Annotated in this window: 17 protein-coding genes; 3 read left to right on the top strand and 14 right to left on the bottom strand. The window is 28.4% G+C overall.

Annotation, left to right across the window (positions count from 1 at the left end):
* The first annotated feature begins 9 nt into the window (after positions 1-9).
* From htpG to EL235_RS03685, 3 genes are read left to right on the top strand one after another with little or no spacing between them, the layout of a single operon-like run.
* On the top strand, positions 10-1,839 hold the full coding sequence (gene htpG, locus EL235_RS03695) for a molecular chaperone HtpG (protein ID WP_087684835.1): 1,830 nt from the start codon (positions 10-12) through the stop codon (positions 1,837-1,839).
* The gene (locus EL235_RS03690; protein ID WP_126340829.1) at positions 1,836-2,171 is read left to right on the top strand and encodes a rhodanese-like domain-containing protein; all 336 of its coding nucleotides are present in this window, start codon (positions 1,836-1,838) and stop codon (positions 2,169-2,171) included. The genes htpG and EL235_RS03690 overlap by 4 nt, the downstream gene beginning before the upstream one ends.
* Before the next feature lie 2 nt (positions 2,172-2,173).
* A complete protein-coding gene (locus EL235_RS03685; protein WP_126340828.1) occupies positions 2,174-2,548 on the top strand; it encodes a rhodanese-like domain-containing protein in 375 nt (124 codons plus the stop codon).
* Between the two features lie 12 nt (positions 2,549-2,560).
* Here EL235_RS03685 and mog read toward each other — a convergent pair whose 3' ends face one another.
* The 14 genes from mog to EL235_RS03615 all read right to left on the bottom strand — a co-directional run bounded on the left by mog (position 2,561) and on the right by EL235_RS03615 (position 22,663).
* Positions 2,561-3,088 carry a molybdopterin adenylyltransferase gene (gene mog, locus EL235_RS03680; protein WP_039618174.1) on the bottom strand — a complete coding sequence of 176 codons (528 nt, stop codon included), beginning with the start codon at positions 3,086-3,088 and terminating at the stop codon, positions 2,561-2,563.
* A gap of 2 nt (positions 3,089-3,090) precedes the next feature.
* A complete protein-coding gene (locus EL235_RS03675) occupies positions 3,091-4,689 on the bottom strand; it encodes an AAA family ATPase (RefSeq protein ID WP_126340827.1) in 1,599 nt (532 codons plus the stop codon).
* Positions 4,679-5,935: a tRNA (N(6)-L-threonylcarbamoyladenosine(37)-C(2))-methylthiotransferase MtaB gene (mtaB, locus tag EL235_RS03670; RefSeq protein WP_126340826.1), complete on the bottom strand. Its 1,257-nt coding sequence runs from the start codon at positions 5,933-5,935 to the stop codon at positions 4,679-4,681. The genes EL235_RS03675 and mtaB overlap by 11 nt, the downstream gene beginning before the upstream one ends.
* Positions 5,932-7,461 carry a mechanosensitive ion channel family protein gene (locus tag EL235_RS03665; protein ID WP_039625949.1) on the bottom strand — a complete coding sequence of 510 codons (1,530 nt, stop codon included), beginning with the start codon at positions 7,459-7,461 and terminating at the stop codon, positions 5,932-5,934. The genes mtaB and EL235_RS03665 overlap by 4 nt, the downstream gene beginning before the upstream one ends.
* Positions 7,458-8,516 (bottom strand): 3-dehydroquinate synthase, encoded by a 1,059-nt coding sequence (aroB, locus tag EL235_RS03660; protein WP_126340825.1) that lies wholly within the window; start codon positions 8,514-8,516, stop codon positions 7,458-7,460. The genes EL235_RS03665 and aroB overlap by 4 nt, the downstream gene beginning before the upstream one ends.
* Positions 8,517-8,523: 7 nt before the next feature.
* Positions 8,524-9,930: a COG3400 family protein gene (locus tag EL235_RS03655; RefSeq protein ID WP_039625946.1), complete on the bottom strand. Its 1,407-nt coding sequence runs from the start codon at positions 9,928-9,930 to the stop codon at positions 8,524-8,526.
* Between the two features lie 66 nt (positions 9,931-9,996).
* Entirely contained in the window at positions 9,997-11,907 is a 1,911-nt protein-coding gene (locus EL235_RS03650; RefSeq protein ID WP_126340824.1) for a ShlB/FhaC/HecB family hemolysin secretion/activation protein, read from the bottom strand.
* A 108-nt stretch (positions 11,908-12,015) separates the two neighbouring features.
* Positions 12,016-15,654: a two-partner secretion domain-containing protein gene (locus tag EL235_RS03645; RefSeq protein WP_126340823.1), complete on the bottom strand. Its 3,639-nt coding sequence runs from the start codon at positions 15,652-15,654 to the stop codon at positions 12,016-12,018.
* Between the two features lie 31 nt (positions 15,655-15,685).
* Complete coding sequence (locus tag EL235_RS03640) at positions 15,686-18,289, bottom strand: hypothetical protein (RefSeq protein WP_052243254.1); 2,604 nt, start codon at positions 18,287-18,289, stop codon at positions 15,686-15,688.
* Positions 18,290-18,497: 208 nt separating this feature from the next.
* Entirely contained in the window at positions 18,498-19,718 is a 1,221-nt protein-coding gene (locus EL235_RS03635; RefSeq protein ID WP_039627408.1) for an MFS transporter, read from the bottom strand.
* A 2-nt stretch (positions 19,719-19,720) separates the two neighbouring features.
* Positions 19,721-20,518, bottom strand: a complete 798-nt coding sequence (locus tag EL235_RS03630; RefSeq protein WP_373274436.1) for a cysteine ABC transporter substrate-binding protein — start codon at positions 20,516-20,518, stop codon at positions 19,721-19,723.
* Between the two features lie 106 nt (positions 20,519-20,624).
* On the bottom strand, positions 20,625-21,362 hold the full coding sequence (locus EL235_RS03625) for an amino acid ABC transporter ATP-binding protein (protein ID WP_126340821.1): 738 nt from the start codon (positions 21,360-21,362) through the stop codon (positions 20,625-20,627).
* 1 nt (position 21,363) lies between these two features.
* Positions 21,364-22,023 carry an amino acid ABC transporter permease gene (locus EL235_RS03620; protein ID WP_039625942.1) on the bottom strand — a complete coding sequence of 220 codons (660 nt, stop codon included), beginning with the start codon at positions 22,021-22,023 and terminating at the stop codon, positions 21,364-21,366.
* Positions 22,016-22,663, bottom strand: a complete 648-nt coding sequence (locus tag EL235_RS03615) for an amino acid ABC transporter permease (RefSeq protein WP_039625940.1) — start codon at positions 22,661-22,663, stop codon at positions 22,016-22,018. Before EL235_RS03615 ends, EL235_RS03620 begins: the two co-directional genes overlap by 8 nt.
* Positions 22,664-22,676 lie beyond the last annotated feature (13 nt).

The following is a 22,676-nucleotide window of genomic DNA, read 5'->3' as shown; positions in this document are numbered from 1 at the left end:
GAGATATAAATGCAATTTCAAACTGAAGTTAATCAACTTTTACAACTTATGATTCATTCTTTGTATTCAAACAAAGAAATTTTTTTAAGAGAGCTTATTTCTAACGCAAGTGACGCACTTGATAAGCTTAGTTATTTAAGCGTGAGTGATGATGCTTATAAAAATTTAAAATTTGAACCAAAAATTCAAATCAACTTCAATCAAGAAGCAAAAACCCTTACCATAAGTGATAATGGTATAGGTATGAATAAAGAAGATTTGATCAATCATCTTGGAACCATTGCCAAAAGTGGTACAAAAAGCTTTTTAGAAAATTTAAGTGGTGATGCCAAAAAAGACTCTCAACTTATAGGACAATTTGGTGTAGGCTTTTACTCTGCTTTTATGGTAGCTTCTAAAATAGAAGTTTTAAGCAAAAAGGCATTAGATGATAAAGCTTATCTTTGGACTTCTGATGCAAGTGGTTATGAAATAGAAGATGCAAATAAAGATGAACAAGGCACTTGTATAACCTTGCATTTAAAAGATGAAGAGTTTTTAAACTCATACCGCATTGAAAGCATAGTAGAAAAATACTCAAATCACATACAATTTCCTATTTTTATGGAAAAAGAAGAGTATTTACCATTAGAAGAAGGCGAAAAAGAACCTAAAAAAGAATTAAAAAACACTCAAATTAATACAGCAAGTGCTTTATGGAGACAAAATAAAGCAAGCTTAAAAGCTGAGGATTATGAAAGATTTTATGAGCAAAACTTTCATGACTCAAACAAACCTATGCTTTATATCCACACAAAAGCTGAAGGTTCTATAGAGTATAATTCTTTATTCTTTATACCTGCACAAGCTCCATTTGATTTGTATAGGGTAGATTATAAAAGTGGTTTAAAACTTTATGTAAAAAGAGTTTTTATAAGCGATGATGATAAAGAATTATTGCCAACTTATTTAAGATTTGTACGCGGGATTATTGATGTAGAAGATTTACCACTTAATGTAAGTCGTGAAATCTTGCAAGAAAATAAAATCTTAAAAAGCGTTCAAGAAGCAAGTGTTAAAAAAATCTTAGCAGAACTTAAAAAATTCAAAGAAAAAGATAAAGAAAACTATCTTAAATTCCATGAGAATTTTGGAAAAGTTTTAAAAGAAGGTTTATATGGTTTTGGCGAAAATAAAGACGCTATAGCTAAGCTTTTATACTTTAAAAACTCAAACAAAGAAGAATTAATTGATCTTGAAGAGTACAAACAAAACCTAGCTGAAGGTCAAAATGAAATTTTTTATATTAGTGGAAAAAATGAAAAACTTTTAAGAAATTCTCCACTTCTTGAAAGCTATAAACAAAAAAATATCAATGTTTTATTACTTGATGAAGAAATTGATACCATAGTTATGCCTATGATGAATGAATTTGAAGGCTTAAAATTTAGCGCTATTAACCATCTAGCCAGTGAAGAAACTAGCGAAGAACAAAAGGCTGAATTTGCAAGCTTACTCATCAAAATAAAAGAAGTTTTAAAAGATGAAGTTGAAGAGGTAAAACTTAGTCAAAGACTTTCAAATAGTCCAAGTTGTATTGTTTATGATCAAAATAAACCTGATTTTGCTATGCAGCAAATTCTTAAACAAATGGGGCAAGAACAGCAAGTTAAACCTATACTTGAAATTAATCCTAATCATGAAATTTTAAAAGCCTTAAAAGAAAATGATACCTTAGCTAATGAAATGGCACATATTCTTCTAAATATGGCTAAACTTAGCGAAGGTATGGGTATAGATAACCCTAGTGAATTTAACAATGCTTTAAGCAAAATCGTTTCCAAGGCTTTAGAAAAATGAAAAATATAGCTATTTCTAAAGATATTTTACACGAATTTTGCATTGTAGATGTAAGAACTCCGGGCGAATGGAAAAGCGGGGTTATAAAAGAAGCTATACTCATCGCGCTTTGCGATGATAATGGCTTTATGAATGAAAATTTCATCCAAGAGTTTAAGGAAAAAGTAGATTATCAAAATAAAAACATAGCCTTTGTATGTGCTACAGGCTCAAGAAGCAAACACACTGCTATGATGATAGAAGATGCTCTAGGTATAGAATGTACTAATTTAGATGGTGGCATGGTAGCGCTTTTATCACAAGGTTATGAAGCCATAAAAAAGGAAAATTGATTATGAAAAAAATATTTTTATCTTTAGCACTTTGTGCTAGTTTTGTTTTAGCAGAAGTTAAAAATATCGATATTGATGCGGATGTTTTGGAAAATTATCAAATAATTGATGTTAGAAAACCTAGCGAATGGGCGCAAACTGGTACTATAAAAAATGCCATTAAAATTAGCTTTTACAATGAAGATGGTAGCTTAAATGAAAATTTCGTTGAAGAAGTTAAAAAGATTTCAAGTGACAAACCTATCGCTATAGTTTGCAGAAGTGGTTCAAGAAGTGCTAAAGCTTCTGCTTTACTAGATCAAAATGGCGTAGAAGTTACCAATTTAAAAGGTGGTATGAACGCGCTTTTATCACAAGGTTATAAAACCTCAAAGTAAGTCTAACTAGACTTACTTTTTCTTTGGTCTAAATACAGAAATTACTTCTTCATTATTTTCAATATAAGCTCCACCTATTAAATCCACACAATAAGGAATAGCAGGAAATATAGGCTCAATACATTCTCTTATAGCTTTTGGATTACCCGGTAAGTTAATAATTAATGATTTTCCTTTTATACCTGCACTTTGTCTTGAAAGTATAGCCGTTGGTACATATTCTAAGCTTTTTGCACGCATTAACTCCCCAAAACCTGGAAGCATTTTATCACACACTGCTTGTGTTGCTTCTGGTGTCACATCACGCAAAGCAGGCCCTGTACCCCCTGTAGTAAAAATCAAATCACATTTTACTTCATCAGCCAAATAAGCTAATTTTTCTATGATTAAATCATACTCATCAGGAATTAGCTCATAATAAAAACTTTTTTCATTTTTTATATAAGAATCTAAAATTTTTTCTATCTCTACTCCAGATTTATCTTCATAAACTCCACTACTTGCTCTATCTGAAAGTACTAAAATTCCTATTTTTACCATTTTTACTCCATTATGATTTTTTCTACATCTTGTTTTTCTATTTTTTCATTTTCTAAAAGAATGTTAGCTAATCTCACTACTTTTTCTTTCATTAATTCTAAAAATTCTTTCACTTCTTGCTTTTGCTCTTGCAATAAACCCTCATTTGCCATAGCAAAAGTTTCCATGAAAGTAAGCAATTCTTTAACCTTCAAAAGATCACTTTGTGCATTAGTATAGCTTTCATTAAAAATAAGCTCCATGGAAACCGAACCTGCTAGAAAAACTTTTATTTTATTTAATAATTCTGATTTTGATTTGATAGTATTTTCATATTCTTTAAATCTATCTTCTATCAAGGTAATTTTTTCAAATTTAACATCAAAATAAAAAGCACACAAAGCTTTAGCTGCTTGGTATGTGGCTTGAATTTTTCTTTCCTTATCGCTTAGAGAGAAAATCTTTTTTTTACCCATTAAAACCTTATTAAGCACTGCAAAAAAATCATTTTCTTCTATTAGATCTGATTTTCTTCTTATAGCATTAATGGCCGCTTCATTAACTAAAGTCTCTAAAGCAGCTCCACTAAAACCCACACTAACTTTTGAAATTTTTTCTAAATCTACATTAGATTTTTTTTCTTTCATATAATTTTGTAAAATATGTATTCTATCTTTAAAATCAGGCAAAGATATAAAAATTCTTCTATCAAAGCGCCCTGATCTTAATAACGCATTATCCATAAGATCGATTTTATTTGTAGCAGCCATTACTATAACCCCGCTATTATCTTCAAATCCATCCATTTGAGTTAAAAGTTGATTTAGAGTATTATCTCTTTCTACATTAGAAAAATCCCCCCTGCTTTTACCAACTGCGTCAATTTCATCTATAAAAATAATACTTGGAGCTTTTGATTTAGCTTTTAAAAAAAGCTCTCTAACTCTTTTTGCACCCATACCTACATAAATTTCTACAAAACTAGCTCCACTTTGATAAAAAAATGGCACTCCAGCCTCGCCTGCTACAGCTTTTGCTATCAAAGTTTTTCCCACTCCAGGAGGCCCTACTAGCAAAACTCCTTTTGGCATTTTTACGCCAAAATCTTTATATTTTTGTGGATTTTTTAAAAAATCAACGATTTCCAAAAGCTCTACCTTAGCCTCATCAACCCCAGCTACATCTTTAAATTTAACTTCACTTACTACATCTTGTATAGTGTTATTTTGTTCATTTTTTTCTAAAATATTTTTTTCTAAAGAAAGTAAATTTTGCCTATCTTTATTTTTTTTATTAAGAAAGAGTAAAAAACTTATAAGAAAAGCAAGTAAAATAAATATCAAAAAAAACTCGCTTAAATTATAATCTTTAGCATATTCTAAAGGAATTTTTTGCCATAAAGCATTTAAATCAACTACATCTTTAGCAATTAAAAAATTTCCTTCTTTGCTTTTTAATAATATTTCATTATTTTCCACTATGGCTTTTTGAATTAAATTTTGTTCTAAAAGCTCTTCATAAGCAGCCTTGCTAATATAATCAGGTTGATTTTTTATAAACGCAACTATTACAAAAACACAAAGCAATAAAAATGAAGCTAAGATAATCTTTTTATTTTTCATCCTCTAACCTTACATAATTACAATCTTCTTTACATTCATATTTTTCAATACTTATCCATTGTTTAGCAATATCTTCTTTGCTTGTAATTTTGATTTTATTAAAAAATTGATCATAGCCTTCATAAAAACCGTCTTTTTTACTTTCTACTAAAATTTCCAAAGTATTTTTTTGATTTTTTCTAAACTCATAATTATTTTGCGCGACTATATCTTTTAAAATATTTAATCTTTCTTTGGCTATTTCACCATTAATTCGCTCACCCATAGAAGCAGAATGTGTTCCATCGCGTGGTGAAAAAATAAAAGCATGAATATGCGTGAGTTTAAATTGCTTGAAATTTTCCAAAGCTTCTTGCCATATTAATTCACTTTCTCCAGGGTGTGCTACGATAAAGTCTGTCCCTAAAGCAAAACCTTTTTGACTTAACTCATTAAACAACGCTAAATCATTTTGCGTATGTGATCTTCTGCGCATTATACGTAGCATTTTTTCATGAGTGTGTTGCAGGGCAATATGCAAATGCTTTTCAAGCCAAGGCTCATCTAAAATTTCTTTAAAACTCTCATCAATTTGAGCAGGCTCTAAACTCCCAAGCCTTACTCTTTTTATACCATTAACTTTACCTATTTCTTGTAATAATTTTCCAAGTGTAGTTTTATCTTTTAAACCATAACTTCCTATATTAGTACCTGTTAAAACTACTTCACTATAACCATTTTGAGCTAAAAGTTTGATTTGTTTTATTATTTCTTCACTTGGCATACTTCTTGATTTACCCCTAACACTTGGGATTATACAATAACTACAAGCAAAGTCACATCCTTCTTGAATTTTCACAAAAGCTTTAGTGTGATTTTCATAATTACTTACAATTTTTGTATCAATAAAGCGTAAATTTCCAAGCTCATAAAAAGCTTTATCTTGTGAGATTAGCTCATTGATTTTATCTTTATTAGAAGCTCCTAAAACTCCAAAAATTTCTTTTTTATCAAAAAAATCCTTTCCCTTGCTTACAGCACCACAGCCTGTAAGTATAACCTTAACTCCATTTTTCCTTACACCATTAATATAACTTCTAAGCCCACTATCAGCACCATTTGTAACGGTGCAAGAATTTATTACTATCACATCAGCTTCTTGCTCATTTTGCGTGATATCATGATCTTTAATATAAGTTTTTAATAATTGCGTATCATAAATATTGGTTCTACAGCCAAAAGTTTTAAAATATATTTTTTTTTTCAAATATCTTCCTTATTTTTTATAATTTCATGTTTTGCCATATATAAATTTTGCGATGGATAAGCTATTTTTATATCATCATGTTTATTAAATTCATTAATAATTTCTTTGCTTATATTGCTTCTTAAAACCAAAGCCGCATAAGAATTTGTCATATACCAAACAGAAATTCTTATACCATAACCTTCTAAAAATGTAAAAAACCTAGGCTCTACTTTAGGATTTCTTATACTATATTCATTTCTTAATTTATTCATAGATTCTTTTGCAATTTTTGTATAACCTTTAGAAGCTTTTACGACTATTTCTTCGACAATCTCTAAGGCTTTTTGATGGTTAGAATCAAAAGTTAAAGTGATATCAAGTCCATCCCAAATAGTTTTCATACCATGATGGGTATAGTTTGATATAAGATTAGTAAAAATGAAATTATTTGGTATAAATATTATTCTGCCTGCTCTACGATTATCAGTATAAGTTAATAAAGAAATATCTTCATATAATGTTATTCTTAAAAATGAAATATCAATAATATCACCAATATAATGTGTGTTATTTTGAAAAACTTTTACTCTATCACCTACTCTAAAACTCCCACCAAAAACTATCACACACCAACCAAGCATAGACATAAACATATCTTTCATAGCAATAGCCAAACCAGCAGAAGCAAAACCAAGCACAGTAACTAAATAACTAATATTTTCTATATAGCCAAAAAGCAAAATCAAGACAATTACATTAATATTGATAAAATTTATAATTTTATTTGCTGTATAAAAACGATCATTATCGCCTATATATTTTCTTGCAATAAATTTAAGTAAAAATGCCATGGCTATAACAATAACAATAGCCAAAACTATATTAAAAGCTCTTACACCTTGAATTTTAATAGAAGCAGTTGTTTTTTCAATCTCTTCTTGAATTTTTTTCTCATATACAGAATATGAAATTTCTCCAAAGCGTAAAGTTTGTGCAAAATCTTTAACCATTTGATTGGAATTTCTCAAATGTTCATCATGCTCTTTTGTTGGGTCTATTTTAGCTATTTCAGTAATTAAAACATTTTCTTTCTCAAGTTCTTGTAATGTTTGCTTAAAACTATTTAAAAGATTTATATATTCTTCTTTATCGCGTCTTAATTTTTTTATGTGTGAATAAGCAGAAACAATAGCCAAAGGATTGGTAATTTTTTCCATTTTTTCTACTTCTTCAGGAGCTAAAACCATTTTGGTAAAATTAGTACTTTTATATTCACTTAAAAGTCCTAATCTTTCTTTTAAAATTAGAATTTGTCTTTCTATGATATTTTTATTTCGCTCATTAGCCTTTAGACTTTCTTTTTCTAAAGATAAAATTTCATCCTGCGTTTTTTTATAAATATTAAAATTATTATATTTAACAACCCAAGTATTATAAGATAAATTCTTATGTAATTCATCTAGTTTTTGATCTAAATGTTGTATATTTTCCTGTGCAAATAATATAGAAAAAAATAAAAATGAAATTAAAAATATTCTTCTCATACAAAAACCTTTAAAACTTCCATAATATTTTCTTTGGAAATATCATTTTTTATACAAGCTTTTCCTAAACCACAAGCTAGAATGAAATTTATTTTTTGATAATGTGTTTTTTTATCTAAAAAAAACGCCTTGTAAAATTCTTCAGTATTTGAAATTTTATAAAATATAGGTAATTTAAATTTTACAAGTAAATTTTGCACCCTTTGACATTCTTGCTCACTTAATAACCCCAAATTTAATGCCAAAATATTTGCCATATTCATACCTATAGCAACAGCTTCGCCGTGTAGATATTTTTTATACTCTGTTTGGTTTTCTATAACATGAGCAAAAGTATGACCATAATTTAAAAGCATTCTTAAGCCACTTTCTTTTTCATCTTGCGAAACCACGCTAGCTTTAAGTTCTATACTTTTTTGAATGATTTGAGCCAAGACAATATCATCTAATTTAGCGTTTAAAAATTTATCCTCATCTAAATTTTCTAAAAAAGATAAAATTTCCTCATCAAAAACCACAGCCATTTTAATAAATTCAGCCATACCCGCAGCTAATTCTCTTGAAGCTAGCGTTTTTAAAAACCCACTCTCACAATACACTGCTTTTGGCTGATAAAATGTGCCTATTAAGTTTTTACCAAATTTATTATTTACTCCGGTTTTACCACCCACACTTGCATCCACACAAGCTAGTAAAGTTGTAGGGATATTGATAAATTCTATCCCTCTTTGATATATGCTTGCTACAAAACCACCCATATCAGAGATCACACCACCACCAAAGCTTATAAGCAAGCTTTTTCTATCTAGCCTACAAGCACACATTTGATCTAAGATATATTCTATGGTTTGTAAATTTTTATACTCTTCACCATCTTTGATTTTTATAACAAAAAGCTCTTTAGCGTGAATTTTTTTCAAAAGTGTATCTAAATGTAATTTTGCAACTAATTCATTGGTTAAAATCACTACTTTAGTATCAAAATTTAACTTTTCTAGCTCATTTATATAGACATTATAACTTGTATTTTTATCTAAATTTACCTTAACTTGCATTATTTTCTCACAGCGATGGTATAAATAATTGATAATTTTTATTCATCTTATAATATATCGTATTTAAATCTGTTTTTAAAATTTTATTGAAGTTACTACCTAAAATTTTTTCATTAAATGGCACAAAATGCAATACATTTTGCTTGTAAGAAAATTTATTGATAGGATTGTGTTCTTTTTCTTCTATTAAAAGTAGTTTTTCATCATGAAGTTTTGAAAGACTTTCAAAGTATTGATGATATTCAAAAATTTCAGCTTTATTTAGTTTTAAAGCATAATAATACAAAGCAAGTCCTAGTTGAATTTGCTTATTTAAATCAAGCATAATAGAAGCAATACCCTCTATATCTTCAAAATTTGAGCTCAAAACAACTGATGATTTTAAGTCAGCAAAATCCCCTTTGCCTGCTTTTAATACAGGAATTTTTAAAGTAAAAAGAAAACTTTTTTCTTTTTCAAAAAGATAATCTTCCACCACTAGCAAACCTATGCTAGTATTTTCCACAAAAGGTTTGATATTTTTTATATTTGTACTTTCATAGTCAAATATCACTTCAGTACTATTTTTATGCAAAGCTTTAAGCTTATAATACATAGGAGTTAAAGTAGGATTAATTACTTTAAAATAAAGCTTTTTACTATTAATTCTTATGTGTAAAAGTAAGCTTGTGAAGATGAGTTTTTCTATGGCAAATTCACTCATTTTATTCATATCAATAATACAAAGTATATTGTCCCCAAAAGGTGATGGAAAACGGCCTAAACTTGTTTTAACATTAGTAAAAACACTTTGTAAAACTTTAGGATCACCTACGATTAAAATACTATCATTTGGCATCAAAATAAGTCCAGGTCTTGCTAGAATAAATTCATTATTTCGATAAACCATTACAATTTTAAAGCGTTTTTGACTAATAGAGCTTATATGTCTATAAGCAAAGCTTGATCCTGCAGGAATTCTAACCTCCATAATCTCGCCTTGCCCAAGTCCTATAAACTGTGCCATTGAAGGCATATTATCCAAACAACCTATTAACCTTGTGCTTAAAGTATCATAGATATTAATCACTTCACAAAAATTATCATCAATGTGTATATTCCACAAATCCATGATAACTATATTTAATCTTGAATGTAATTTTCTTAAATTTTGATAGCAAGCTAGCATGTCAGCTTCTTCTTGCATATAAATAATAGCTTGATGGAAATTTTCCTTTAGCAAATTTTCTAATTTAACCAAACTCGTAGGATCAAACTTATAAAAAGAAATTTGTTCATTCTCTAAGCTTAAATCCACACTTTCATCATTATAATAAACAACACTCAAAGACTCTTTGAAGGTTTTATTGCTATGAATTTTCTTTAAAAAATCTTTCGCATAAACTCCATCAGCCAATAATAAAATTTTATTCATTTATACCTCTAAAATACAAAATATAATTATAGCAAAGTTATAGTTTATATTTTAAAGTTTTAAATTTTAAAAATACACCCCACCACTTAAATATAATTTCATTCTATGATCATCATCATATTTGTATTGATGAACTGCTCTTGCTGCATCAAGCTTTATATAATATGCATTATTCTTATTATAAAGTATTTGCAAACCTACTGCATCTAAAAAATGCTCATCTGCTAATCTACTTCCTGAAGCTTTTTCATACCAAGCATAACCTATATCATAAAAAGGAGTAAAATAAAAATTCGTATTTGGTATATTTATTCTTATACCAAAGTTAGCTACTATGGTATTATCTCCATCACCCTCTCCATTATCATAAGCTCTTACTCCATAAGCTCCACCTAAAGATGAACTCTCAGAAGAATCTAATTCAAAATTCCCTAATACCTTTTGATAGTTTATATTTAAAGTATGCGTAATGTATTCATTAATACTATAATAATTATTCACACTAGCATTGAGTTTTCTAAACCAGCCAAAGCCATTACCATCACTTTTAGATGTATTTCCAAATATAGTAGTGCCATCATCATTAACCTTACCTACACTTACCTTAGCACTATAACTTAAAGTATTATTCTCAAAGCCTCTAAATAAACCTTCTAAACCTACACTACCTACATTAGAATGTTTATCTATACTATAATCATCAAATATATTTGAAAAAGGTTCATCTTTTAATATCTTATGATAAATACTAGAAGTAAAATATAAAGAGGAATTTGTATTAATCCATACAGGATAAGAAAAATCAACACCAATATTTCTAGAAGTACCACTAAAGCCAACTTCTTTATAATCTCCACCTAAAGAATAAGATCCTTGAGATATGCTTGGAGTAATTTTTAAATTTCCTAAAAAGAAAGTATAACTTGCTCCATAGTTGATTTGTCTTTCATCACTAGATTGTAAGTAAAAATTATAATAATCTCCCATATTAAATATAGAATTAAATCCCATACTAATACCAGCTCTATATTCCCCTGCACTTTTAATACCATAATTATCAGTATATAATAATACATTAGCCTTAGTATCAGGCACTACTTCTATAACTACATCAGTTTCTCCTACATTCTCTCCTGCTTGTAAACCTGCTAGGGTTTGTACTCCATACATTTCATTGACTTTATACACACTATCTTCTATGAGTTTAGTAGAGATGATTTTACCTTTGATTCTTTCATTAAGCTTATTTTCTATAAAATGATCTTTTATAGTAGTTTTATTCTTTATTATATACTTACCTAGTGTTCCTAAGGCTATGTTTATTTGCACACTATCTTCAAATTCTTGTTGGGGTACATAAGCTGTTGCTGCAGGATAGCCATTAACTTGGAAATAATAAGCAATGATATTAGATATATCTTGTAAATCTTGCAAGCTAAATTTTCTAGTGCTAAACTCACTAATAAGTAATTGTAAATCCTCTTCTTTAATACCTAGTTTTTTAAAGCTAGTGTTTTCATTAGTGATAACAAATTTATATTTGGTTATTACTTTTTTAGTGGTAGTGTTAGTTTGATTGCTTGAGTTAGTAGAGTTAGTGTTAGAACTATTATTAGTTTGATTATTTATATTGTTTGTATTATTGCTAGTTGAGTTGGAATTATTAGTTTCATCATTTACACTAGTATTTGCTTTATCATTGTTTGTATTAGTGCTTTGATTATTAGCTTCATCTTCTTGATTTAGTTTTTCTTTTAAAGCTTTCTTTTTTTCTTCAAAGTCTTTTTTAGCTTCTTGGCTTTTTATATAATCATCTTTGGTTTTTAGATTTTCTTTGATAGCTTTGTTTTGAGGGAGGTTTCTATCAGGGGATAATTCTATAACCTTTTCTATATCATTTTTAGCTATGATAATGCTTCCATTATTAGCATAGACTAAAGAGCTAAGTGCTACAACGCAAAGAGAGAGTTTTTTCATAATGGTTTTTCCTTTTTATATTTTTAAATTTAAGTTTTTGTTTTTAATATTTATGTTGATTGATTTAATTAGGGATATTTCTTAGGAAGATAACTTCCTAAGAAAATATTAATGTCCTACAGCACAAGGATTCATAGTTTTAAAATTATCACTTACTATACAAGTGATTAATCTTTGCTCACCATCTGTTTCGCCTATTTCTTTTTCTTCCTCATCATCTATAGCCTCATCACCTATAGAGTTAAAAGTAGAACTTTGTTTAAAAACCAAAGAGTTATCAGAATTATCTGGTTTATTATCTATTGGTGGCTCAATTGGATCAATAGGTTTTTCTGGTTTATTATCTATTGGTGGCTCAATTGGATCAATAGGTTTTTCTGGCTTATCTATTTCACCACTACCATTGTTATTATCTTTGATAGAAGCTAATATAGGATAAGGTATATTTAAAGCTTGCAAATCTCCTTCAACAATAAAATGTCCGTTAGATTTTTCACTTGCTTGTGTTTTTAAATCTTCAAAGCTATTAATTAATTCTTCTATAGTTTTGGTTTCATCTTGTGCTTGAGCTATTAAAGCAAATAATTTATTGCTAATATCTTTAAAAGCTTGATCATTTTTATTTGCTAAACCTTTATTAATTAATTCTACATATTTATTATAAGCTAAGGCTAATTCAGTAAGTCTATTATAATAATCTTGCGTATTGAAATGCTCATTAGCTTTGTTGATTGAATTTACCTTGTTGTTCAAAGTAGTTTGGATAAAGTGATTTACATCATCTTTATATTTATTTATCTTTTCTACTTTTGGAGCTAGATTATTTTTATATTCTTTTAAAGCGCTAGCATTTAACTTTCCTTCAGAAAAGTTACCTTGATACACAGAAGCAAAATCTAAACTTTGAACAACCGATCTTGCTATTTTATCAAGATCGGTATTTTTATCATATTTACTTTTATTAATAAAATATGTTTTTATAAATTCAACTTTCTGATCTTCATTCATATTTTCATATTTGTATTCATTTAATATTTTTATTAGATCATGAATATTGATTGAAAAATATTCTTTTGTAATATCTTTGATAATACTATCAATTACATCAGAATATAAATCATCCATATCTAACTTTACTTCTACATCATCAGGAATTTTTTCAGGGTGTGTGAATTCAGGAGAAATAACACTTACATTGATTGCTTCAGTGATATTTTCTGTATTATTTTTAAATATATTCTCATCTGGGGATAAGGTGGTAAAATTACTCCACAGAGACTTATCAGTTGTTGCTCCATCAAAAATACTTTCATTAGCATAGAAGTTAATTTTATCTTTAAAGTTAAAGGTATTATAAGTTGGGTTATAATAACCTACAAATTTTCCTTTTCCTGTGTCACTTTGCATAGAAAAATTTGGATCAAAATAAATATGTATATTTGAAAAATCTAGGTTTGTTCTGTAGTATTTACCACTATAAGGAGCTTGATTGTTGATATTTCCGATAAATCCACCAATATTACTACCCTTAATTAACCCTTCAGAATTAAAATTTAAAGCAATATTATTAAAATCAATATTTTTATCTCCATTTGTAGCATCTATAAATCCAATAAATCCTCCCACTCCAGTTCCATCTTGATTACTAAAAATTTTACCTATACCATTTATAGATATATTAGAAAAATTTGAATTTCCAGCAACACTTCCAACAAATCCACCAGCATTACCTTTATCAGCAGATATTTCCTTGATATTATCTAAAATAATATTATTAATTTCCACATCACCATCAATTTGTCCGGCAAATCCTCCAGCATTTGTATTGCTAGCATTTTCTCCAGTATGAATTTCGCCTATATTTTTTATATGAATATTATTAAATACTCCACCATTATCAGCAAATATATTTCCAGCAAATCCACCAACATAATAACCATATTCACTTCTTAAACTTCCACCATTTAAATCTATATATACATTTTCTATATTTATTTTACCACGAAGATTTCCACCAAAAGTACCTAAATAACCTGTAGTTTGAATGCTATCAAAATTTTTTATTGAAATATTATTATATTTATAATTACCATTATAATAGCTATAACCCACAAAGCCACCAAAGGTATGTTTTGCCTTAATACTACCAAAATCATTTAAGGATATATTTTCAAAAGTGGGATTATCACTTAAATAGCCCACAAATCCACCAATATATGTTGGATCTGCCAAACCTTGTAAATTAATATTTGAAAAACCATATAAAGCTATATTTTTAAATTCTGAATCACCATAAACTGATCCAACAAAACCTCCGATTCTACCGTTTGACCATGAGCCTTTTGGATCATATGTTTCAAAATTAGAAACATTACTTACTTCTATATTTTCAAATGTAGAATTGTTCGCATATCCTATAAAAGATCCAATAGTTATTATAGATCCATCAACAGCTGAGTTAAGTAAAATTTTTATACCACCTTTTTTATAATCAACCTTTACATTTTTAAAAGTAGCTCCATTTGCCGCTCCAAATAAGCCTATAGGACCTTTTACTCTTATCTTATCTATATCTATATTAATATCACTAAGTGTAAATCCTTGTCCATTAAATGTTTTAGAAAATTTTCTATATATATCATTCCAATTATTTAATAATTCATTATCACCCACTATCATACTAGTGCAACCAAGTCCATCTATACAATAGTTTGCATAGTTTTGTCCTTGACTACCTTTAAAATCTACATTACCAATAAGTCTATATTCAGCAACTCCCTTATCAACTAGTTTAAATATTTCTAAATCAGTGTCATTCCAGAGTTTAGCAAAGAAAAACCAATCTCTATCAGAACCTATACTAGCATATTGTTCTATATTTTCAGAAGTTACATCTTCATAACTACCTTTTTGAAAATTATATTTTTTAAATGGATCGTTTTTACTACCTGTTAATTTATTATAATAATCTTCTGTAGATATACTAACACTAGCTGATTTATTTGCACTAATAAGATTTTCTTTGGAATTAAAATTAATTTTAGCTAAATCAAGATTGATGTAATTCCCTACTAAATGAATTTTATCAGCTGTATTACCACTTGGATTTTTTAAAGCATCATCACCAACACCTTCATTATGCTTACCATGGATATTACCACCATCTATACTTACCTTATTTCCTATAAGTAATACATCATTAGCATTAATATTACCCATATTTACTACATTACCTGCTTTATGTGATTTAAATATAGGGGAAAAAGAAGCACCTTGTGCTTTAAATTCCTCAAAATGTTGTGCTTGTAAAGAAGTAGTCGAAGCCACAAAGCGATTAGCATTGATAGTTCCCGTTTTAGTAATGATTACCCCATTAGGATTAATTAAAAAGACATTATTACCACCTGCATTTAATACACCTTCTATGGTAGATTTATCTGTACCATGAGCAATGTTTAGGTAGTTTTGCCCACTTTGTCCTTTTCCAAAATTAACTTGAGCTTTATTACCTATACTAAAGCCACCACCCCATTGTATGACATGGTTTCCACCTTGTGTTTTACCTGTGATATCAATAGTGTTTTTACCAGTATTTTTATCAAAGTATGGACCAGATATAGTCCCACTAGTCCCATGAGTAAATTTACCTCCACTAGGTAGTTTGTTTGGATCAATTGCCATTAGTGGAGAAAATAACATTGATACCGTTACACCTGAGAGTATGATATGATTTGCTAACTTTTTCATAATTAATCCTTTTTAGTTTTATCTTTGTTGTTTAATTTAAATTCACTACTATGCTTTTTCCGTCTTTACTTACACTTAGAGTGTATTTAGCCTTTTGAACTTTTGCTTTGATGTTTTTATGTAAGCTTTGATTGTTTTTAGTGATAGTTTCTAATAAGCTTTGTAAGTCTTTTTGATTTAGTTGTTTATTGTTTGCATCTACAAAGCCTTTTTCACTTTGCATTAAAATAAAACTTTTATTTTTTATATTATTGTTTGTATATACATTAATAGAACTATCTTTAGAAAGATTAATAGCTTCTTTAGCACTTAAATAAGTTTTAGTATCATCTTTTAAGATAAAGCTATAATGATCAAAGTTATTAATAGTATTTGCTTTTATACTTGTATTTAATACTAAATGATTATTAGTATTATTTTTATGCTCTAGAGCTTTTGATACAAAGCTAGTGTTTTCTTTAGTTTGTAAAAAGCTACCTGCTAATACATCTATATTGGTATTATTAAAAATATTAGTATTACCACTTAGATATAAGGTATTATTATAGCTTTTATCATTTTCACTATATACACCAGAAGCTGCTATGATGATAGTAGAATTATCTTTATACTCATCTATATTTAAATTAGCTATATGAGTATAATTATCATGAGTATTTTTAGCTATACCTGCACTAATTACTATTTCCCCTTCTCTTTTATCAGAAGCTGTTCCTAGGGCTAGATTATCAAAGATAAAAGTATTATTAGCACTTTCAGTATTAGCATTAATAACATAAACATTAGAACTAGCTGCACTTGAATAATCTTTAATATTTAAAGTATTATCTAAAGCACTTTCATTAGCTCTTAAAATGATTTTAGAACCTTTATCTATATTAGAAGCATTAGATAAAGATTGCACCATATTATATTTTATAGTGTTTTTTTCTAAATTATCTGCTTCTATAATAGCAGTGAGATTTCTACCTGATTTTACATTATCTAAAACTATACTATTAGCATTAGCACTACTTGCATAATAATCTTTATCATTTAAACTAACCTTGCTTACTCCATATAAGTATAAAGGCATAGCAATGTTTGAGTTTTTAATATTAATGCTATTGTTATTTGCTTTAGAACTTAGAGTTTGTGCTGCTATGATTTGAATTTTATCTTGATGGTTTTCAACAGTAATGCCTTGGGTTAAATCCCCATTGATATGAATACTATTTCTATTAGCTCCTTTAGTAGCTACCCCACCATAAAGATTAAACTCATTTTTACCTGTAAAATTAGAATTAATCTCAAATGGTTTTTTTAGATTAATGCTAATACTATTATCATTAGCTATACCATTATTAGTAATACCTGCATAAAAGTCTAAAAGAGCTTTTACTTCTACATTAGTATTTAATGCTAATAAGGTTTGTAAGTCTTTTATATCTATAGTGTTTTTATAAGCATTACCTTGTATGATTTTACCCCCATAGATTTCCCCTACTAAGATAGCATTATAAGCTAATGGGGTATTTTTAGTATCTACTCTTAAATCTAGTTTTAAATCATTGATTAATACACTATTATTACTTACTTCATAGCTTTGATTATTATTAACATCTACAAAAGCTCCTCCTAAGTGAGTAGCAGCTGATGTTGAATAAGCTCCACTTGGACCATGGACTAATAAAGAAGCTCCATCTATGATAACTTTATTATTTTTAGCATTAGCATTATAAGTAATGGCTCCTGTTACATGAGTCATTCTCTCATCAAAGATATTATTCCCTAAAGCACTTTGTCTATAAGGGGTAGTATGAAAGTCTATCTTTACGCCTTTATTTAATATAACTGTATTATTATTAGCATTAGCATCCACACCAAAAGCACCTAAGATATAAGGAGCACCATTTAAAGGTAAGGTGTAGGTGTTTTCAACACCCATATTGACATAGGCATCTTTTAAGAAATTTAAAGTATTATTACTTACTTCACCTTTTCTAGCTATGGCTGGAGTGATTAAAAAATTATATTTATTATCCAAACCAGTAGCTTTAGGATTAATCACTTCTTTATCAGTAGGTTTTAGATAATATACTGAAGATAATTCTCCTGCTTTTAATACTAAGGTATTATTATTAGCTTTTGCATTAAAGGTATAAGCAGAAACTAAAAAAGGTATATAGCTAGTTTGATTAATGGTGGTATTGTCTGAATTAGAACTATGAAAACCATTTACTACAAAAATATCTTCTTTAATACTTGGAGTAAGTATGTCTTGTTTAAAGTATAAATCATTCATTTTTACATGAGCTTTATCTTTAGGATTATCATAGATTAAAGTGATATTTGAAAGGTTTTTATTAGTAGCCATTTGACCATAGAAGTTTTTACCACTTAAGAATTTATAAGTATCAAGATTATAATCATAAACATCATTGTTCTCATAATGGTGTTTTTTAATTATATAAGCATTAGAAGTTTTATCATAATTTGCCTGGGTAGCAGCTTCTAAAGAACTTAGTGAAAAAATGGTAAGTAAAGAAAGTTTTAAAAGATTGGAGTTTTTATAGCGTTTTAAAGAGTGTGAGTTAAAACGAAAATTATCGTATCCCCCCCCCGTGAGGCGTTTTTTAGCTGTGTTTATATACATTGAAAAAGTCCTTTCAAAAAATGATTAATGTGTTTGATTGATTATTGTTTTTTAGTAATGAAATGTTTTTTTAATTACATTACTAATGTATTAATAATAATTTGGAAATGTTAATACTATATTTATAAATTTAAGCTTAAAGATATTTAAGATAAAAATTGTTTGAAATTTATAAGTATCTTAAAAATAGTAGTTTAAAAGAAAAATATTATAAATTTTTAACATATTTTTTTACCAAATATATACTTAATAAACTAGTGATAAACACAAAAAATATATAAAAATAAAAATATTTCTCATACATAAAGTTAACAACAAAAGGCGTTAAAAAGCCTAAAATCGCATAAGAAATATTATAAGCAAAAGAAAGACCACTTGATCTTAACTCTGTGGTAAAAATTTGGGTCATAAAAATAGGTGCAAAAGCTATAATGCCTTGTGCAAAACAAGCAAGCAAATAAAATAACAAAAACCACTCATTATAAAAGCTAAAACCTATGCCAAAAACTCCAAAAAACAAAGTAAAAATCAAACAAATTTTAAAATGTCCCAAAAAATCAGCCAAATAACCTTGCACCAAACTTCCTAGTATGATCATCACTATGGCCAAATTTTGATATGTCAAAGCAGTAGTTTTACTAACTCCTAATAAGCTTTCAAAATACTGTGGTAGTATCATTAAAGTAGCTACTCCGCTTGTTAAAACCACTGTAAGTAAAGCACATATTAACATACTTTTTTTATGTGTTTTTAAAGCTTGTAAAAGTGGAAAATTCAAAATTTTCTTTTTATCTTTTATACTTTTAAAAGCTGGTGTTTCGTTAAGCTTTGTTCGCAAAAATAAAGCTAATATGCCAAAAAATCCTCCTATAAAAAAGGGAATTCTCCAAGCAAAACTTTCTACCTCTTCTTTGTCAAAATACGCATATATACTTAAAGTCGCTAAATTTCCAAGCAATAAACCTAAGGTTAAAGTTGCTGAAATAAAACCAAGTGCCAAACCAAGTCTTTTTTTACTCACAAATTCACTTACAAAAATCCAAGCACCACTAACTTCAGCTCCTATAGCTAGTCCTTGAGCTATCCGTATAACAAAAAGCATAAAAGTAGCTAAAAGCCCTATGCTTTCATAAGTAGGTAAAAAGGCCAAGACAAAACTTGGCACGACCATTAAAAGCATGCTGATATAAAAAACATTTTTACGACCTTTGATATCTGCAAAATGTGCTAAAATAACAGCACCAAAAGGTCTAGCTAAATACCCTGCTCCAAAGGCTACATAAGTATAGATTAAAGGCCAAAAATCATCATTTTGAGGAAAGAAAATTTTTGCAAAAACACTTGCAAAGAAAATAAATAAAACAAAATCATAAAATTCTAAAATACCACCTAAAGAAGCATAGATGATATTTTTAAAAGCTTTTTGCATTATTAAATTCTACCACCTTCAATTACCACATCATCAGCTTTTATGTCATCACTAAAAAATGGCTTTAAGGTTTCATTGTAAGCTTTGTGGAAAAATTGCTCATTTTGTAATTTTACAATCAAATCATTGATAAATTTCAACATAGCTTCATCACCTTTTTTTACAGCAGGAGCTATAACATCATGATTTCCAAGTTCTTTAATCACTACTTCAAAATTTGGATTTTCTTTAGCCCAAGCAAAAAGCAATGCATTATCATGACTTAGTGCATCACCTCTTTTACCGATTAAAGCTGCAAAAGTTTCTGTGTTTTGATCAAATTTAATACTTTTAATTTCTGGCATATTTTTTGTAAAATACGCATCAGCTGTTGTACCTTTATTTAAAATCAAAGTTTTACTTTTTAAATCATCTGTGGTTTTAATATCTGATCCTTTAGGAGCCACTACCCCAAGGGCAACTTTCATATAAGGCAAAGCAAAATCAACCACAGCTTCTCTTTCTGGAGTTTTAGTAAAATTAGCTAAGATTAAATCTACTTTATTTGATTCTAAAAATTCCACTCTGTTTGCTGCTTCAACTAAAACAAATTGCACTTTAGATTCATCACCTAAAAGTTCTTTTGCTATACGTTTAGCAAAATACACATCATAGCCTTGATTTTTCCCTTGAGCATCTAAGTAACCAAATGGAGGTTTATCGCCAAAAACACCTATGCGGATAACACCTTGTTGTTTGATTTTTTCTATGGAGTTTTCATTGGAACTTGAATTTGAGCATGCGCTAAAAAAAAATGCCATTAAAAACGATAAAAGAAAAATTTTTTTCATATTTTTTCCTTATGATTGAAATTTAAATTTTTAAACCTTATATTAATTTTTTAAACAAATCTTTTCTAAAATAAAATTAACGATGAAAATCAAACAAATTGAGAAATTTCTTCGCACGATCAGTTTTTGGATTTTCAAAAAATTCATCAGGCTTTGAAATTTCTACTATTTTTCCATCATCCATAAAAACTATTTTATCAGCAACTGCTCTAGCAAAACCCATTTCATGCGTAACTATAAGCATAGTCATACCATCTTTTGCTAAATTTAAAATCACATCTAAAACCTCGCGCACGATTTCAGGATCAAGCGCTGCTGTAACTTCATCAAAAAGCATGATTTCAGGATTCATACAAAGGCTTCTAACTATAGCGATACGCTGTTTTTGTCCGCCACTTAATTCTTTAGGATAGGCTTTTAATTTATGCAAAAGCCCTACTCTATCAAGCCAGTATTTTGCTTCTTCTAAAACTTCTTCTTTTTTTCTTTTTTGCACCTTTAAAGGCCCTAAGAGTATATTTTGCTCTACATTTAAATGATCAAAAAGCTCATAAGATTGAAACACCATACCTATTTTTTGGCGAATTTGTGTCCATTTTTTATAATTTTTATCAATTTTCTCATCATCTATAAAAATAGCCCCATCAGCCATTTCTTCTAAACCATTAATACATCTTAAAAGCGTAGATTTCCCACAACCACTTGGACCTAGTATAACCACTACTTCTTTTTGATTTACTTCTAAATTTATATCTTTTAAAACATGATGATCATCATAATATTTTTGTAAATTTTGTATTTTTAAAATGCTCATATTAGCTCCATTTTTTCTCTAAAAACTTTGAATATACTGACAAAGGATAGCAAAGTATAAAATAAATCAATAAAATCAAACCATAAATCACAAAAGCCGCGTAAGAATTTTGAAATAAATTTAGCTCAATCACTTGTTGGCCTACTTTAATAAGCTCTATACCGCCGATGAGATAAATCACTGAAGTACTTTTAATAATTCTTGTAAAAAGATTAATACTCATTGGCAACAATCTTCTTAAAGATAAAGGTATGATGATAAAAAGATAAACTTCAAATTTATTAAAACCTAGTGAAAGTCCTGATTCGTATTGGTGTTTTGGTATGCTTGCTAAAGATGATCTAACCAAATCCATCATCTCAAACACACCCCAAATACTAAAAACAATAATACTAGAACCCAAAGCACTCAAATGCCATCCAAACCATTTTGCTAAGCCAAAATGCACTATAAAAAGCCAAACAATCAAAGGCATAATACGCACAAACTCAAGCATAAAACGACAAAAAGCATAAAGGAATTTGTTTTTAGAATGCATTAAAATTCCAAAAAACACCCCTCCTATGAGTGAAATCAAAACACTAATTAATGAAAGTTCTAAAGTAACCTTTAAGCCTTGTGCTAGTCTAAAAAAGGTATCTTGATTTAAAATTTCAAACATAATTTAACCTTTTTTCTATACGGTTTAACACTAAAGATAAAGGTAAAATCAAAATCAAATAACAAAGCACCAAAGCAAATAATGCTTCATTACTTTTATAATAAAGCCCTATAAGATCTTTAGCCACATATACTAAATCTGCTAAAGCAATAATACTTACCACTGAAGTTTCTTTGAGTAAAAAAATGATATTTGCACTAATGCTTGGCATAGCTATACCCAAAGCTTGAGGCATGATGACATAACGAAAATTTTGCCATTTACTCAAACCCAAAGAAAGTCCTGATTCGTATTGTTGTTTTTTCACTGCTTCCATACCCGCTCTTAAGCTCTCAGCCATATAAGAACCACCTAAAAAGCTAAGTCCTATCACAGCACAAGCAAAAGAGCTAAGGTGTATCCCAAACTCAGGCAAAGCATAATATAAAAAGAAAAGCTGAATTAATAAAGGTGTATTTCTTGAAAATTCTATGTAAATTTTACAGATTGTATTTAAAAAAGAAAATTTAAAATAGCTTACTCCCACACAAAATAAACCCACTAAAAATGAAAAAAATACTCCATAAGTAGCAAGTTTTAAAGTAAGCCAAGAAGCTTGTATAAACATAGGGCTAAACTTGATTAAAAAATCAAAATCCATAAAACCTTCCATA

This window comes from Campylobacter lari, from assembly GCF_900638335.1.
Classification (GTDB): domain Bacteria; phylum Campylobacterota; class Campylobacteria; order Campylobacterales; family Campylobacteraceae; genus Campylobacter_D; species Campylobacter_D lari_E.
The sequence above is the reverse complement of the archived record's forward strand: the minus strand, read 5'-3'. Positions and strand labels throughout refer to the sequence as shown.

Coding starts and splice junctions, on each gene's coding strand:
- EL235_RS03685 (WP_126340828.1), top strand. CDS start 2,174: ATGAAAAAAATATTTTTATCTTTAGCACTTTGTGCTAGTTTTGTTTTA.
- EL235_RS03620 (WP_039625942.1), bottom strand. CDS start 22,023: ATGTTTGAAATTTTAAATCAAGATACCTTTTTTAGACTAGCACAAGGC.
- aroB (WP_126340825.1), bottom strand. CDS start 8,516: ATGCAAGTTAAGGTAAATTTAGATAAAAATACAAGTTATAATGTCTAT.
- EL235_RS03655 (WP_039625946.1), bottom strand. CDS start 9,930: ATGAATAAAATTTTATTATTGGCTGATGGAGTTTATGCGAAAGATTTT.
- EL235_RS03640 (WP_052243254.1), bottom strand. CDS start 18,289: ATGTATATAAACACAGCTAAAAAACGCCTCACGGGGGGGGGATACGAT.
- mog (WP_039618174.1), bottom strand. CDS start 3,088: ATGGTAAAAATAGGAATTTTAGTACTTTCAGATAGAGCAAGTAGTGGA.
- EL235_RS03675 (WP_126340827.1), bottom strand. CDS start 4,689: ATGAAAAATAAAAAGATTATCTTAGCTTCATTTTTATTGCTTTGTGTT.
- EL235_RS03630 (WP_373274436.1), bottom strand. CDS start 20,518: ATGGCATTTTTTTTTAGCGCATGCTCAAATTCAAGTTCCAATGAAAAC.
- EL235_RS03635 (WP_039627408.1), bottom strand. CDS start 19,718: ATGCAAAAAGCTTTTAAAAATATCATCTATGCTTCTTTAGGTGGTATT.
- EL235_RS03665 (WP_039625949.1), bottom strand. CDS start 7,461: ATGAGAAGAATATTTTTAATTTCATTTTTATTTTTTTCTATATTATTT.
- EL235_RS03645 (WP_126340823.1), bottom strand. CDS start 15,654: ATGAAAAAGTTAGCAAATCATATCATACTCTCAGGTGTAACGGTATCA.
- EL235_RS03615 (WP_039625940.1), bottom strand. CDS start 22,663: ATGGATTTTGATTTTTTAATCAAGTTTAGCCCTATGTTTATACAAGCT.
- EL235_RS03625 (WP_126340821.1), bottom strand. CDS start 21,362: ATGAGCATTTTAAAAATACAAAATTTACAAAAATATTATGATGATCAT.
- htpG (WP_087684835.1), top strand. CDS start 10: ATGCAATTTCAAACTGAAGTTAATCAACTTTTACAACTTATGATTCAT.
- EL235_RS03650 (WP_126340824.1), bottom strand. CDS start 11,907: ATGAAAAAACTCTCTCTTTGCGTTGTAGCACTTAGCTCTTTAGTCTAT.
- EL235_RS03690 (WP_126340829.1), top strand. CDS start 1,836: ATGAAAAATATAGCTATTTCTAAAGATATTTTACACGAATTTTGCATT.